Consider the following 14,878-nt stretch of genomic DNA (forward strand, 5'->3'; position numbering starts at 1 on the left):
GGTTTCGTAAATGGCAGAGCAGAATCGGGAATCGTCAATGGAGGAAATCCTTTCATCGATCAAACGCATCATCGCCGAAGACAAGGCGATTGATGAGGAACGCCCCCTCCCCCGCCGCAAAGCCGCTCAGAAACCAGCGCTGCAGGCCGTTCCCGATATAATTCCTGCAGACAGGAATGAAGAAATTCTGGAATTGACCGACGAATTGCAAGAACATCAAAATTCATCCGCTCACGGTGTGTTTGGCGACCGCCGCAAGGAAGAACGGCTAATCGACGACAACAAGCTGGACAGCATGCGCCAGTCGCTTTCGGCCCTGGTTGAAAAAGAAGCGATGGAACGTCGTCCAGCGGCCTTATCCGACAGAGGCACTTCGCTGGAAGACATGACCCGCGACTTGATGCGGCCGATGATCAAACAATGGCTGGATGCCAATTTGCCGGATCTTGTCGAGGAACTGGTGGCGCGGGAAATCCAGCGACTGAGCGAGAAATAGGCCTGCATACCTGATCTCAATTGCCTTGTCGGACAGTCGTGCTAGACTGTGAACCATGACAAAAATTTTCAAAACATTCACCACGGCCCTGTTTCTGACGGGTGCCGTTATTCCTACATTCGCATCGGCCAGACCGATGACAGTGGAAGATCTCGCCACGCTGAAACGAATGGGGTCGGTCACCATTTCTCCCGATGAGAAATGGGCCGCCTATGATGTCACTGAAACCGATCCGGCGACTTACGAACGATCCAGTGCGCTATATCTGCTGGACGTCACCACAGAAAATGCTGTTCCTCGTCGCATTGTCGACAAGGCAGGGAAAAGCGAACATAGCCCGTCTTTCGCGCCGGATGGCAGTCTCTATTATCTGAGCGATGCCAGTGGTTCGGAGCAGCTTTGGCACGCAGATATTGCCGCTGGCGCTGATGGCGAAAATCCGGTTCAGGCGAGTGATCTGAAAACCGATATTGCCGGCTTCAAGCTGTCGCCAACCGGTGAACAAATCGCGCTTTGGGGTGATATTGCAAGAGACTGCCCAACCTTTGGTTGCGAGACCGATGGGAATCGGGCCGAACCCGGACCGGGCACCGGCCGCGAATATGATGAGCTTTTCATCCGTCACTGGTCGAGCTGGGAAACGCCAGGCAATTACAGCCGGATATTCGCCTTTGGCCTGGAAGACGGAAAAATTGTCGGCGAAGGATCAGCGCTCGACGGTGATCTTGTCGGCGACAGTCCCTCCAAACCATTTGGCGGCGGTGAGGAAATTAATTGGGTTCCGGGAGAGGACGGCGTCTTCTTTGCACTGAGAATTGCGGACCGCAATGAGCCCAGGTCGACCAATATAGATATTTATGGCGCCAAGGTCGATGGCGAGGAAACGGTCAATTTCACAAGCCAAAACAAGGCTACAGACACATTGCCGGCCTTTTCGTCCGATGGCGAATGGCTGGCGTGGGCGGCGATGGAGCGGCCGGGATATGAAGCCGATCAGCTTGTCGTAAAATTGCGCAAACAAGGCAGCGATGAAAGCGAAGCCATTGCTCTGACCAAGGAATGGGACCGGTCGGTCGGTTCGATCGTCTGGACGCCCGACGATAAATATCTCATTGTCACTGCGCAGGACGTGCTTGATCATCCGGCGTTCGCAGTGGAAGTCGAGACAGGCAAGGTCACCCGCCTGACAGCCGAAGGCAATGTCGGTACAACCATTCCGTTGCAGGACGGCTCGCTTATTTACACGATGAACAGCCTGCAAGCACCCACCGACCTATACAGGCGTGCGGCGGACGGGACGGTGAAGCAGCTGACCAATATAAATGGGCGCGAACTGGCCGAAATCGACAAGGTTGAGATTCAGCGTTTTAATTTTTCAGGCGCAGGTGGTGAAAAGGTCTGGGGCCAGATCATCAAGCCCGCAGGCGTGACAGGCAAGCTGCCGATGGCCTTTCTGGTCCATGGCGGGCCACAGGGCAGTTTCGGCAATAGCTGGTCGACCCGCTGGAATCCCAAAGTAATGGCGGCGCAAGGCTATGCGGTGGTCACCGTCGATTTCCACGGCTCGACTGGTTACGGCCAAAAATTCACCGACAGCATCAATCTGGACTGGGGTGGCAAGCCGCTGGAAGACCTGAAAAAAGGCTATGCGGCGGCGGTCAAGATCGACAAGCAGATTGATGGCGAGAGATCCTGCGCCTTGGGTGGCTCCTATGGCGGTTATATGATGAACTGGATTGCGGGCAACTGGCCCGACCGGTTTGACTGCCTGATCAACCACGCCGGTGTATTTGATCTTCGCGCGATGGCGCTGAGCACAGAAGAGCTCTGGTTCGATCAGTGGGATCACGGCGGCAACTGGTGGTCGCGGCCCAATCCGGAAAAATGGAATCCGGTGAACAAGATCACCAACTGGAAAACCCCAACACTGTTCATTCATGGCGAGAAGGATTTCCGGATCCCCTACACCCAGAGTATCATGCCGTTCACCGTTGCTCAGGAAATGGAGATTCCATCCAAGCTGCTGATATTCCCGGATGAAAACCACTGGGTACTAAAGGGCAAGAACAGCGTGCAATGGTACCGGACGGTGTTTGACTGGATGGGTAAATGGACAGCTGCTGGAGAGCAGGAAGGCAAAGGCCAATGAGCTTTTTTCCGACGGAGGATCGTGAAGGCACAATCATCGTCACGCTGACCAACGGCGAACGCAACACGCTCCACCCGGAACTCCTGAAAGAGGGGATCGCGGTCTTCGGGACATTGGCCGAAAACCCACCGGAGAGCGGTATTGTTCTGACCGGGGCTGGCGAACATTTCACCTGCGGAATGGATACGAAAATCGCGGCAACTCTGGACAAGGCGGGCCAGAAACAGGCGGCTGCGGCGATCGACTCATTTGCAGCGTCACTGCACCGCCTGCCATGCGCGGTAGTGGTTGCGCTCAACGGCAACACCATTGGCGCTGGCGGGATCATGGCGCTGGCAGCGGACTGGATTGTCGCGGCGCAAGGCGACTACAAAATCGGCCTGCCCGAAGCCAAGGCTGGCCTGCCTTTCCCTCCGGTGCCGCAAGCCATCCTTGATCACTGGCTCGATCCGGTCTGGCGGCGACGGCTCGCTCTGTCCTCGCATTTGCTGACACCGGTAGAAGCCTTGAGCGCGGGACTGGCTGACGAGTTGGCGGATCCGGGCCAGTTGCTCGATCAGGCCGTAGCGCGCGCACGGGAACTGGCCGCGCAACCGGGTTTCAAGGCCTGCAAACGGCAATTGCGTGCCAAGGCCAATGCCGAGATTGATGCTATTTTGAACGGTTGAGTGGGGGCCGAGTGCTCCGCACTGGATGCGGAGCTCTGAGAGGCTAGGATCGCACTTCCCTTTATAGCGCTCCGCATCAAGTGCGGAGCACAACACTGTTGTCTCCCGCCAAAAGCAATGCCAAAGACCCAGCCATGACCTTAGATAAAAATTTCGACCCCGCCGCCATCGAAGCGCGCTGGTATGAGCATTGGGAAACCAAGGGCCTTTTCCGTCCCGAGCGCGATGATCGCGAGCCGTTCACGGTTGTGAACCCGCCCCCCAATGTTACCGGATCGCTGCATATCGGCCATGCGCTGGATAATACGCTGCAGGATATCATCATCCGGCACGAACGGCTGAAGGGCAAGGACGCGCTGTGGGTCGTCGGCATGGATCATGCGGGCATTGCTACCCAGATGGTGGTCGAGCGCCAGATGAACGAACGCCAGCAGAAACGCACCGATTTCTCTCGCGAGGAATTTGTCGAGAAAGTCTGGGAGTGGAAAGAGGAAAGCGGCGGCACGATCACCAGACAGCTGCGCCGTCTCGGCTGTTCGATGGACTGGTCGAACGAACGCTTCACAATGGACGAGGGCATGAACGAGGCCGTGCTCAAGGTCTTTGTCGATCTCTATAATGACGGCCTGATCTACCGCGACAAGCGCTTGGTCAACTGGGACCCTGCGCTGAAAACCGCGATCTCCGATCTTGAAGTCGAGACGGTCGATACCAAAGGCAGTTTCTGGCATTTCAAATATCCGCTGGCCGACGGCGTGACCTTGGATGATGGGCGCGACTATATCGAGGTCGCGACGACCCGGCCGGAAACGATGCTGGCCGATATGGCGGTTGCGGTGCATCCATCGGACGAGCGCTACAAGAGCGTGATCGGCAAGGAAATCGAGCAGCCAATCACCGGGCGCCGGTTCAAGATCGTTGCCGACGAACATGCCGACCCGGAACTGGGGTCGGGCGCGGTGAAGATCACGCCGGGCCATGACTTCAACGATTTCGAGGTCGGCAAGCGCGCGGGCTTTGCGGCCAGCGAGATGCTCAACATGCTCGATGGCGAGGCCAATGTCTGCCAGACCGCCGACGGGCTGGTGCCGGGCGAATATATCGGACTGCACAGGTTTAGGAAAGATGGCGTCGATGGTGCCCGTGAACTGGTTGTCCAGCGGCTGAAGGAACAGGGTTTCCTGCTTCCGCATGTTTCAAAAAATAAGGACGGTGAAGAAGTTGAACATGACGCCGAGCCGCGCACCATCGCGACGCCGTTCGGTGATCGCGGCGGCGTGGTGATCGAGCCGTGGCTGACCGACCAATGGTATGTCGATGCAGAAACGCTTGCGCAGCCTGCAATCGAGGCAGTGAAATCGGGCGCGATCGAGATCGTCCCCAAAAGCTGGGAAAAAACCTATTATAACTGGATGGAGAATATCCAGCCATGGTGTGTCAGCCGCCAGCTGTGGTGGGGGCATCGCATTCCGGCCTGGTTTGGTGACGACGGGAAAATCTACGTCGCAATGAACGAAGAGGAAGCACAAAGCCAGGCTGGTAACGACGTAAATCTGACACAGGACGAAGACGTCCTCGATACATGGTTCTCCTCCGCGCTCTGGCCTTTCGGCACCCTAGGCTGGCCGGAACAGACCAAGGATCTCGAACGCCATTACCCCAATGACCTGCTGATCTCCGGCTTTGACATCCTGTTCTTCTGGGATGCGCGAATGGCGATGCAGGGCATCCAGTTCATGAAGGAAGTGCCGTGGAAGAGGCTCTATCTGCACGGGCTGGTCCGCGCCGAAGACGGCTCCAAGATGTCCAAGTCGAAGGGTAATGTTGTCGATCCGCTTGGCCTGATCGATCAATATGGCGCCGACGCATTGCGTTTTTTCATGGCGGCAATGGAAAGTCAGGGCCGCGACATCAAGATGGATGACAAGCGCGTCGAGGGCTATCGCAATTTCGCGACCAAATTGTGGAATGCCTCGCGCTTTTGCGAAGTGAGCGGCATTGGCGCCAGCAAGACGCTCGCTGCCCCGGAAGCCGCCTTGCCCGTCAATCGCTGGATCATCAGCGAAGTTGTCGAAACGCAGCGCGCACTCGACAAGGCGCTGACCGACCTGCGCTTCGATGCGGCAGCCAACACCATCTATCATTTTACTTGGGACCGGTTCTGCGACTGGTATCTCGAACTGATCAAGCCGGTGTTGCAGGGTGAGGATGCCGGCGCGGCAGATGAAACCCGTCTCGTCGCCGGCTGGGTGCTCGACCAGATCATTGTCATGCTCCACCCGTTCATGCCGTTCATTACGGAAGAGCTCTGGCATAGCATGGGTGATAGAGAATATGACCTGATAGTAGCCAAATGGCCCGCGCCAAAAACGGAAATCGACGAAGAAGCGAAAGCAGAAGTAGACTGGCTTATTCGCCTTATCTCGGCAACGCGGACTGCAAAAGTCGAACTCAATATTCCACCCGGAACGAAAATGTCAGCCCATGTGCGCGATGGTGATGATGCCCTCGCAAAGCGTATCGCGCGCCAAGGCTCTGCACTGGACCGCGTTGGCAGGCTGGAGAGCTTTTCCTTTGATGCTGCTCCGGAAGGCGCGACCGCCCAGATCGTGGTGGACGGCGCAACCTATGTGCTGCCGCTGGCAGGCGCAGTCGATTTCGAAGCCGAAAAGGCGCGGCTATGTAAGGCGCTGGAAGCGTCGCAGAAAGAGGCAAAGTCATTGTCTGGCCGTCTTGGGAACCCCAATTTTGTCGAGAAGGCCAAACCGGAAGCGGTCGAAAAAGCCCGCTCCGATCTGGCAGAGAAAGAGGCAGAGACCGAGCGGTTGCAGGCGGCTATTGATCGCTTGGGTTAATTTCGATTCTGCGCAGGCAGGAGGCCATTTCCATTGTAGCTAAGCCAGGAACTATCCGAAGGAGATGCCTCGCCTGTCCGGGGCACCAGCTTTAGCTATCTCGGTCAGCTATCGTCTCCGCGACGCATTTTCTCCGCCCCTGCCCGCATTTTCACGGCGCCTTCGCGCATTTTTTCCGCGCTAAGCCGCAGTTTGGGAGCGCTTTCCAGCAATTGCTGAGCCGTGACTTCAGTGTTTCTTCGCTCATTCTGGCGCACTGCCTCACCTGCACGGGAAAGCGAGTCGTTTTCTAACCGGTCAGCATAAGCCTCCATTTCATCGGCCCCGCGCAGCATCTTGTCCGCACCCTTTTCCATTCCCTCTGCACCCTCAGCCGAACCGAGTTTCACCTGGGCCTTGATGTCGCTAGCAAGCGTTTCGCTCCATGCTGCATGCTGTTGGTTTTTAACGTCCTGCGCGTCACTGGCCATCGCTGGCCATACCGACGCGGCGACCAGTCCCAATACCGCGATCAACGGAAAATAGCGCTTATCAACCATCAAATCTTCCACATCATACTGTCGCGCACAATGCGCGGCTTATGACTACAGATGTAATCGATTATGAAAGGCTTGATACTGACTATCGATCAACAGCCGAGGAAAATGGACAAACGGCCTGGAAGTTAGTTATCGGCCTTGCGCTCTCCAGCGTTTGATAACCCGCTGGATGATCTCCTCTTCGCCGCCGCGTTCGCGCCACAGTTCTGAGAATATGGGATCTTCCGAAGCCGGTCGGCGTTCCTCAGCCAGCGTATCCAGCGAGACACGGATCGGGATCGCAACACCTTCCCCACAGCAGATCACCTCACGATTCCGCAGGGCGGGGATGGAATCGAGGAAACCGCGCGCCCCTTCCGGCATGGCAGCCTTCACAAAGGACTGATCGCGGTCATTGTTCAATCGCATAGACAGGATCGTACCACATTGCGAGAGCACACCTTCGGCGAGATCGGATGGCCGCTGCGTGATCAGGCCGAGCGAAACGCCATATTTCCGGCCTTCCTTGGCGATCCGGCTGAGAATGTCCCGGACAGCGCTTTCCTCGGCAACGTCATCATTGGGAATGTAGCGATGCGCTTCCTCGCACACCAAAAGCATTGGTCGCTGTGGTTCATTGCGCGCCCAGATTGCATAATCAAATACCAGCCGACTGAGCACGGACACCACCGTAGGCGTGATCTCTGACGGCATTGCCGAGACATCGATAATTGAAATCGGCTTGCCTTCGGACGGTAGTCTGAAAATCTTGGTAAGAAAGCTTGCCATTGTATCACCGACGAGCATGCCGGAGAACATGAAGCTGTAACGCGGATCAGCCTTGATCTCGTCAATCTTGCTTTTCAGGCGCTGATAGGGAGCGCTGTTGGTTGCCTTGTCAAGCTTGCCCATTTCATTCTGAAGGATCGTTGTCAGATCGGACAGCAAATAGGGCACGGGTGAATCCACGGTCAGCTTTGCGACACTAACTCCCCCCTGATTTTTGGCTTTCGCGGCGAGCAGACATTTCGCGAGAATGTCACAGTCCATCTGCTTGGCATCGCCTCTCGACTGAACAAACACTTCGCAATGCTCTCGAAAGTTCATCAACCAGTAAGGCAGATTCAGGTTATTCACATCGAATATCTTGCCGTTATCCTTGAACGCTGCCCCATATTCACCATGCGGGTCGATCATCAGGATATGGCCTTCGGGTGCCAGATCGCAGATTTTATGCAGGATTAGCGCTGCCGCAGTCGACTTACCAGTACCGGTAGAACCGAGAAGGGCAAAATGTTTACCGAGCATGGCATCAACATAGAGTGCGCCGCGGATATCGTTTGTGGGATAGACCGTGCCGACCTCGACATTGGCGCGGCCGTCAGAAGCATAGACCTGTTTGAGATCCGCTGTCGTCACTGCATAAACTATCGACGCTGGCGTCGGGTAGCGGGTGACGCCGCGGCGGAAATTGTAAATTTGACCGGTCAGCTTTTCCTCATCCCCTTCACCCAGGAAATCGATCTCGGCAACCACCAAGCCCGACTGTCCTTCATAGAGTCTCTGAGTGCGGATATTGGCCAGCAACCAAGTCTGACCGACACGGATTTTGACCTGACTGCCCACTTGGCCAGCCATTTTCACAGTTGGATCAGGGTGCTCCAGCAATCCGCCAAGTACAGCGGTGTCCATGACAATTTTGGAACCCGATCCAGCGATTTCGATGACCTCGCCGATTTTATAGCCTTCGCTCCGCTTTGAATCGGCACCGTGGTTCTCATCACGCTGCGGTTCCCTGTCCGAATCCGGGAGTGGCCTTGCGGCAGGGAAGTTGTGAGAACCCATATCGGACATTGGCGTTTTCCTGTTTTACTGGTCAGGGCACCAGACTAGTCGATCATGGTTAAGAAAGATTTACTGCCACTATAGAAGGCAAGGCCCAAGAGTTGGCCAGCGTCAAGCACTCATCACATCTTGCGGAACAGATAGCCAGCGGACCAGCCCAGGAAAACCGAAATGAATACAGCTATGAGACCATAGAGGAAGCCGTTATTCTGGGAAAGATTGGTGATGAACCGTCCCATTCCGATTTTTTCAATGGTGATATCCTTGACTTCGGCCGCCTCCACCCTGCCGTCGATAACAAGGAAGGTTTCCGCAGTATAATCGCCCACTGGCACGCTGGCTGGCAAATTAATCCGCGCCTGATACAAGACACTGTTGGTGATTTTTACGCTATTGGGCAGGTTCTTGAAAAGATTTTCCCGGGAATTCAGATCGACCAGTCCGTCGACGAAGCGATCCAGTTCGCGACTGTCGATCGCGCCAGCCGGCGAGAGCTGCAAATGATGCAGTCCCAACTCGTAGATGTCTGCGGTTTTGCTATCCACGATATCGTCAATCGGTTTCGAGGAAGCCACCGCGTAAAAACCGGGGGAGGAACGGAATTCACTGCTCGCGGCGTTAATCCAGATACCGGCGATTTGCTGCTTTTCACGCACGACAATCGATTCAACCGGTCCCTTGAGCACAACCACGATATCAGCCCGGTCAGTATTGCGGGTGCCCGGTGGATAGGTGATAGCCCCAAAAAGCAGCAATTGGGCACCGTTGAAATCGCCTCTGATACTGATTCGGTCCTGCGATACTTCGGGAACCAGAACCGGGGTTGCGGCGATGCTGAACATGGCGATGCCGAATATCGCGAGTATACGAGAAAAAAAGATGTGACGCCGGGTCACAAGAGTTGCACCGTGTAAATTTCGTCTGGCTGGAATCCCAGCCCCAATGCCATGCGTATCGCAACAATCAGCACCATGGCTGCCAGGCTCAGCCGCAAATATTCAGGCCGCATCCGTTGAGCGAATTTTGCGCCCAGTTGCGCGCCTGTTACGCTACCCAGTAACAAAAGCGAGGCTAAAACGATATCAACCGCACGGGTGGTCATGCTGTGCATCATTGTAGACGCGATGGTTACGAACAGGATTTGGAACAGTGAGGTACCGACGACGACTTGGGCGCCCATGCCAAGCAAATAGAGCATGGCCGGGACCATGATGAACCCGCCGCCAACGCCAAGCAACATGGTCAAAATGCCCGTCAGCAAGCCGAGTATAAATGGCGCGATAGGCGAAATATAAAGACCGGAGCGGTAAAAGCGCCATCGAAATGGCAAATTGGCCACCAGGGGATGATGGCGCCTCTTCCTCGCCGGCATTGGTTTGCCAGCACGCAACGCTCTGACGCTCTGCAGGGATTCCTTGAACATCAGCCCGCCAATGCTCGATAGCATCAGGACATATAATACGTTGATGACCGTATCTATCTGTCCCCAACTCTGCAAAATCTGAAACAGCCCGGTTCCAATAATGGTTCCAACAAGACCGCCGGCCACCAATATAGCCCCCATCCGAAAATCCACCCCCTTGCGACGCATATGGGCGGCGACACCTGAAATGCTGGACCCTGTTACCTGGGTAGATGCAGAAGCGGCTGCAACTGTTGGGGGAATGCCATAAAAAATCAGCAGCGGAGTGGTCAGAAATCCACCGCCGACCCCGAACATACCCGACAAGATCCCCACCAGTCCGCCGAGCAGGATGATGACGAAAGCATTTACCGAAAGATTGGCGATTGGTAGGTAGATGTCCATATGGCTATGGGACTAATCTCTTTTTGTTGCGGGATAAAGAGCATTGCCGTCTGCAGGGCGATAAAACAGAGGACTGGCCGAGCAGATCGGGAATATGGTCTGATCAGAAGCCCGCTGAAACGGTTATCGCCGCTCCGCTCCCGGGTCGGGCATTGCCCGCGACCCGAAGCCGCCAGTCGACCGCGATGCGTGCTGATATAACCCCGACCGGGGCCACCAATGAAACGCGCGGTCCGACGTCCATTCGGCTGATGTGGCGTTGACCGCCTGCCCACGCTCCTGGACCAATTGAGAGCTTCGTGAGACCCAATTCCGCTATCGGACGTTGCAATGTCGCCGATCCGTCAAAGAAATAGGTTTCATTCTGTCCCATGACATAGCCCGCCTGTGCATATGTCTCGAGTGCAAATTTCTCGAAAATCTGTTCGGGGCCAGAACCGCCAGTGACATAGAAAGCTGTCCGGGAATCATCTCCCGAGCTGGCGTCAAACCGTTGTTCCGCGTGCAGAGTCACAGGAAGCTTTCGAACCGGGCGGATGCGCGCACCCAGGGCGATTTCCTTCTGGCTCCAAGGAGCCAGCGCAGCCGAGAGGCGACCGTAGAGGGACATTTCGGGGAGCGGCCTGTCCAATATGCGATAGGACAGAATTGCTCCGGCCTGGCTACCGCCATATTGGCCATTGGATATAGAGCCTACTCCTGTGGCGTGCCCCTCCTGTTTTATCCCGGAATCCTGACGGGCGTACATCCAGAAATAAGCGCCGATGCTGTTGCCCTGTTGATCCACCGACGGATTGGGGAAACGCTGAATTATACTGGGTGCGTTTGCTAATTCGACGCCAGACCTTGCTAAAGGGCTCTGCAGGGAAAAAGTGCGAACATCATCGGAGTCTTGCCATGGCGAAAGGCTAGGAACCGGTCTCCTTGTGACTGGCCACCCTGCAGTAGATAATCTGCCAGTACCGCGGTTCGCTGTCGCCAAGGGGAAATATCTGTGTTTTGTACCTCCGTCCTGCTGACTTTTCCTTGGCATAAGCAAAGGCGATACGAGCTGCGCTTGCTTTTTCCTTCTCTTATAATCCTTCGCGGCATTGCTGGTCACCAAATCCAACGGCTTCCAAGCGATATTCGCGGGGCTATTCGACATGACAACCCGCAACAATATCCAGATCGCCGCCAAACTTGCCATTGCACGTAACGGCGCACCGGCAGCGGACCGCAGCAAGAGGTCAGCCTCTGTCGCGTACGGAATAATGCGGCTTTAGCTGCTTTATATTCTGTGCGTCCGGATAAAAATGCGTCGTTTTTTCCCAATGGGCAGGACGACCGGCAAGCTGGCCAATATATTGGCCGAGAGCACGCCAGACGGCCATGATATTGATCAGATTGGCCACGATAGTCCGGGGGATCGACAAGAACGCTTCTCGCACTCCGTAAAGGGCAAGGACAAAATAGAATTTCATCAGCAGCCGCCACAACAGGAACCCGGCATTGAGGAACAATGTTAATTTCAGAAATTCCGAAATGGGCTGGGGTTTGTAGACTTCGATCAGGTCGGCGAATATCAATATGCCCATCAAAATAACCGCGACATAGGCGATAGCCAGAATAATGGCTGCAAAGCTGGCCTTGCGATCGCGCAGGCGCATCCAATTTTCCCGCCAGCTGTTTTTCCAGCCCAGTCGATCCCATCCTGACAAGGAAATTCCTGCCATCCACCGGCTTTTCTGACGGATGGCGTCTTCGAGTTTCTCCGGGAAAAATTCCTGCGTTGCCACCAGCTGCCCGTCTAGATCTCGCAGCCGTGCAAAAATACCACGAGCCTCTCCGCCAGTCAGATTGAGCCCCAGTTCATAATCTTCGGTCAAGCTCTCCGCATCAAAAGGTTTCCCCTGTGTTCGCACGGACAGCTTTTGCAGCGCATCCCGGGAGAATGCGCAGCCCACACCGGCCGACGGTATGGATGCGCCCAGAGCCTCGCGCAGCACCATTTGCTTGCCATGCAATTCGGCAAACTCGTCGCAATAATGACCCGCAATCCAACGCGATCCTTTGGCCCGGCGCGGAATGACCGGCAATTGTACCAAGGTGGCGCGGCCGATCAGATGTGCGAAAAGCCTTAGTGCCTCGGGATGAACGAGATCCTCCGCATCGTGCAGAATGATCGCCGCATAATTGGCCTTTTCTTCGATTTCGTCGCGACATAGGGCGTCCCAGAGATGATTGAGGCAATCCGCCTTGGTGGTCGGTCCGTCTCGTTGACAAATAACAATCCTAATCTTCGCACTACCGGTAGACGCCGATGCCACAGCCGCGATGGTTTCTGCGTCATTGGGGTAGCAGCCAACGTAAATACGATATTCGCTCGCCGTCCATTGCCGCAAACAGCGCCGTAGCATGGCACCGATAACCGGCGCCTCTTTCCAGGCGGGCACGAATATCGCCAGGCGGCATTCCGAAGTTGGAATGCTCAGACTTTCCACTGTTGCCCGCTTATATTGTGAATAAACCAGCAGCCTGCGTTTCAAACTGTGGAATATCCACAATCCGTCAAACAGCAGATCGTCGGCCGAGCCGATCAGAAAGGAAAGGCTGGCGAACAGCAGCAGCTCCTTTTGCAGAAAGTCGAGAAACGGCAAAATTTGATCGAATGCCATGAGCATGCTCCGGGGTTTGCGGAAAAGTGATTTCCGCATAAAGTTCAGAAACTAGCTAAAATATATGTGGTCCGGTGCGCTCCGGCGCTAACCGGATTCGATATTGCGATCCGGCACTGCATGCTCCTGTTCTAAGGATCCAATCGCCAGCGCCAGCAACATCGGATAAGCCCAGAACACCGCTCCGGTGCCAAAAGCCCAGGGGGTTATCTGAGGCGCTACCATCATCGCGGTATGAATGGTTACCGCAAGCAGTTGAAAGGCGGATGCCCACATCGGCCAGAAGCGATCGGACTTTAGCGTTAGGTAAATCAATGCAAGGAGCCCGACAATGTCTATGCCAAAGATGCCCCCTTCCAAGCTGGACCATGCTGTTCCAAACAATTTAGCAACCGCCAGAGTTAACAAAGACCCGGTTAGCATAATCGCAGCTCCAAAATATTCGGAACAAGCCCCACGGAAAATTGCATATCCACAACAGACTAGAAGAAATATATAGTAGAGATAAGCCCAGACCGTGTCGAAGATCACAGTGGTATAACCTACGCTAACGCCGGTTTGACTGCGGCCAGACCAACCCAGCGCGCAGACGCTTAAGCGGCATGATCAGCCAACTTGACGACATTCTCATCTTTCTCAGTTGCCATCGCCGGCGGCTTCATGTCAGTGCTTCCCATTGCCATTGCCTGCAATCCAATTTGATCTCGCGTTTTCGCCAAATGGTTATGAGTTGCAACCAGATGTCCCCTAGCTCCAACTATTGCAGACAATGTTTCCGCCGCCTCAGAAATTGCATCCTGACCGACGACCGCCGACAAATTGGCATTTGTCCTCGCTATCGGCAAATATTTGACCAAATCCGCCATTTTGCAGATCGCCTCATCAACAGCCTGTTCCGCCGCAAACAATCTGTTCGCCACATTTTCGGCTGCGTCTCGTCTTTGTTTCAGCATCATTATTCCTTTCTCGGATCTCGCAAGGCCACTCGATCGAGCACTTTATATTCAGCGGACAAATGGGCCGGACGGGATCGCAGGTGCCTAGCCTTTGAGCCGAGACAATGCTTCCAGCCCCGCTATCAGTCCGCCGAAGGACAAAGCAGCCCCGATCGCGATGGCCAATATCCACCCCAACCGTTCGACCGCGGCGAGACTATTTTTCTCGCCACGATAACGTGGAATGGGAAGCGGTCGGTGCCTGATTTCAGATTGCTCGAAACCCAGGATAGCACCGCCGCCATCCGCATTCACACCATCATCCAGTCTGCCGGTTTTTTTGGTTCTGATTCTTCCGGATGACGCGTCCTGTTCCCCGGTTTTGCTTGCTGCTTCAACAGCCGAAGATTGATATATCAATGGCTGATAGCTGTTTTCTTGATCAAGCCGGGCGAATATTCGGGCCGCTTCAAAGCGAGACTGCGCACCTAAAATACGCATCGCGATGCGAAGTCTTTGGTCCACAGTATGAGGAGATACTCCCAATTCTCGCGCAATTTCCTTGGAATTGAGATGCGCCAGCACAAGACGCAAACAGTCGCGTTGCCCGTCATTCAGCCTGTCCAGTCCGGAAACAGTCATATCGGAAGAGGCTTGCCGAATCGGATATTGGGGGACCGGAAAGGTTGAAACAAATCGGCGAACTTGCAGCGGAAAGCTGGTGAAAATAGCAGGAATCGGTTTCCATGCACCATATCTGCCCCCTGTGTCTGATGAATTGACCGACTGATACGTGCCGATACAATAACAGAAATCCGCCGTTTGGTGAAATTTATTCATATTGCGCGAAAATTGCGGCTCGGGCCCGCGCCCCGGGTCGAATCGTTGCAAAGTCCTCTGGACTTGTCGTTCCGTTCAGGCCATCAACCATAAAAAATAAGGAGAGAG

General features: G+C 55.0%; 13 protein-coding genes. 4 read left to right on the forward strand and 9 right to left on the reverse strand.

What is annotated here, in order from left to right:
* Nucleotides 1–10: 10 nt before the first annotated feature.
* The 4 genes from AZE99_RS12270 to AZE99_RS12285 all read left to right on the forward strand — a co-directional run bounded on the left by AZE99_RS12270 (nt 11) and on the right by AZE99_RS12285 (nt 6,168).
* Nucleotides 11–496 (forward strand): DUF2497 domain-containing protein, encoded by a 486-nt coding sequence (locus AZE99_RS12270; protein ID WP_082788360.1) that lies wholly within the window; start codon nt 11–13, stop codon nt 494–496.
* A gap of 55 nt (nt 497–551) precedes the next feature.
* Nucleotides 552–2,645: a dipeptidyl-peptidase 5 gene (locus AZE99_RS12275; RefSeq protein WP_067201555.1), complete on the forward strand. Its 2,094-nt coding sequence runs from the start codon at nt 552–554 to the stop codon at nt 2,643–2,645.
* Nucleotides 2,642–3,313 carry an enoyl-CoA hydratase/isomerase family protein gene (locus AZE99_RS12280; protein ID WP_067201557.1) on the forward strand — a complete coding sequence of 224 codons (672 nt, stop codon included), beginning with the start codon at nt 2,642–2,644 and terminating at the stop codon, nt 3,311–3,313. Before AZE99_RS12275 ends, AZE99_RS12280 begins: the two co-directional genes overlap by 4 nt.
* Nucleotides 3,314–3,447: 134 nt before the next feature.
* Nucleotides 3,448–6,168, forward strand: a complete 2,721-nt coding sequence (locus tag AZE99_RS12285; RefSeq protein WP_067203642.1) for a valine--tRNA ligase — start codon at nt 3,448–3,450, stop codon at nt 6,166–6,168.
* A 104-nt stretch (nt 6,169–6,272) separates the two neighbouring features.
* Here the strand turns inward: AZE99_RS12285 and AZE99_RS12290 are convergent, their stop codons facing one another.
* The 9 genes from AZE99_RS12290 to AZE99_RS12330 all read right to left on the reverse strand — a co-directional run bounded on the left by AZE99_RS12290 (nt 6,273) and on the right by AZE99_RS12330 (nt 14,770).
* Nucleotides 6,273–6,707 carry a hypothetical protein gene (locus AZE99_RS12290; RefSeq protein WP_067201559.1) on the reverse strand — a complete coding sequence of 145 codons (435 nt, stop codon included), beginning with the start codon at nt 6,705–6,707 and terminating at the stop codon, nt 6,273–6,275.
* 129 nt (nt 6,708–6,836) lie between these two features.
* Nucleotides 6,837–8,540 (reverse strand): ATP-binding protein, encoded by a 1,704-nt coding sequence (locus tag AZE99_RS12295; protein ID WP_082788362.1) that lies wholly within the window; start codon nt 8,538–8,540, stop codon nt 6,837–6,839.
* 113 nt (nt 8,541–8,653) lie between these two features.
* Complete coding sequence (locus tag AZE99_RS12300) at nt 8,654–9,373, reverse strand: TIGR02186 family protein (RefSeq protein WP_067203646.1); 720 nt, start codon at nt 9,371–9,373, stop codon at nt 8,654–8,656.
* Between the two features lie 50 nt (nt 9,374–9,423).
* Entirely contained in the window at nt 9,424–10,338 is a 915-nt protein-coding gene (locus AZE99_RS12305; protein WP_067201562.1) for a sulfite exporter TauE/SafE family protein, read from the reverse strand.
* A 103-nt stretch (nt 10,339–10,441) separates the two neighbouring features.
* Entirely contained in the window at nt 10,442–11,125 is a 684-nt protein-coding gene (locus AZE99_RS12310) for a hypothetical protein (protein WP_067201564.1), read from the reverse strand.
* Between the two features lie 442 nt (nt 11,126–11,567).
* Nucleotides 11,568–12,995: a glycosyl transferase family protein gene (locus AZE99_RS12315; protein ID WP_082788505.1), complete on the reverse strand. Its 1,428-nt coding sequence runs from the start codon at nt 12,993–12,995 to the stop codon at nt 11,568–11,570.
* An 87-nt stretch (nt 12,996–13,082) separates the two neighbouring features.
* On the reverse strand, nt 13,083–13,526 hold the full coding sequence (locus AZE99_RS16165) for a hypothetical protein (RefSeq protein WP_156472246.1): 444 nt from the start codon (nt 13,524–13,526) through the stop codon (nt 13,083–13,085).
* 62 nt (nt 13,527–13,588) lie between these two features.
* Nucleotides 13,589–13,951 carry a hypothetical protein gene (locus AZE99_RS12325; protein WP_197460186.1) on the reverse strand — a complete coding sequence of 121 codons (363 nt, stop codon included), beginning with the start codon at nt 13,949–13,951 and terminating at the stop codon, nt 13,589–13,591.
* An 84-nt stretch (nt 13,952–14,035) separates the two neighbouring features.
* On the reverse strand, nt 14,036–14,770 hold the full coding sequence (locus AZE99_RS12330; RefSeq protein ID WP_197460187.1) for a helix-turn-helix transcriptional regulator: 735 nt from the start codon (nt 14,768–14,770) through the stop codon (nt 14,036–14,038).
* Nucleotides 14,771–14,878: the final 108 nt, after the last annotated feature.

Source organism: Sphingorhabdus sp. M41 (assembly GCF_001586275.1).
In the GTDB taxonomy this organism is placed as follows: Bacteria; Pseudomonadota; Alphaproteobacteria; order Sphingomonadales; family Sphingomonadaceae; genus Parasphingorhabdus.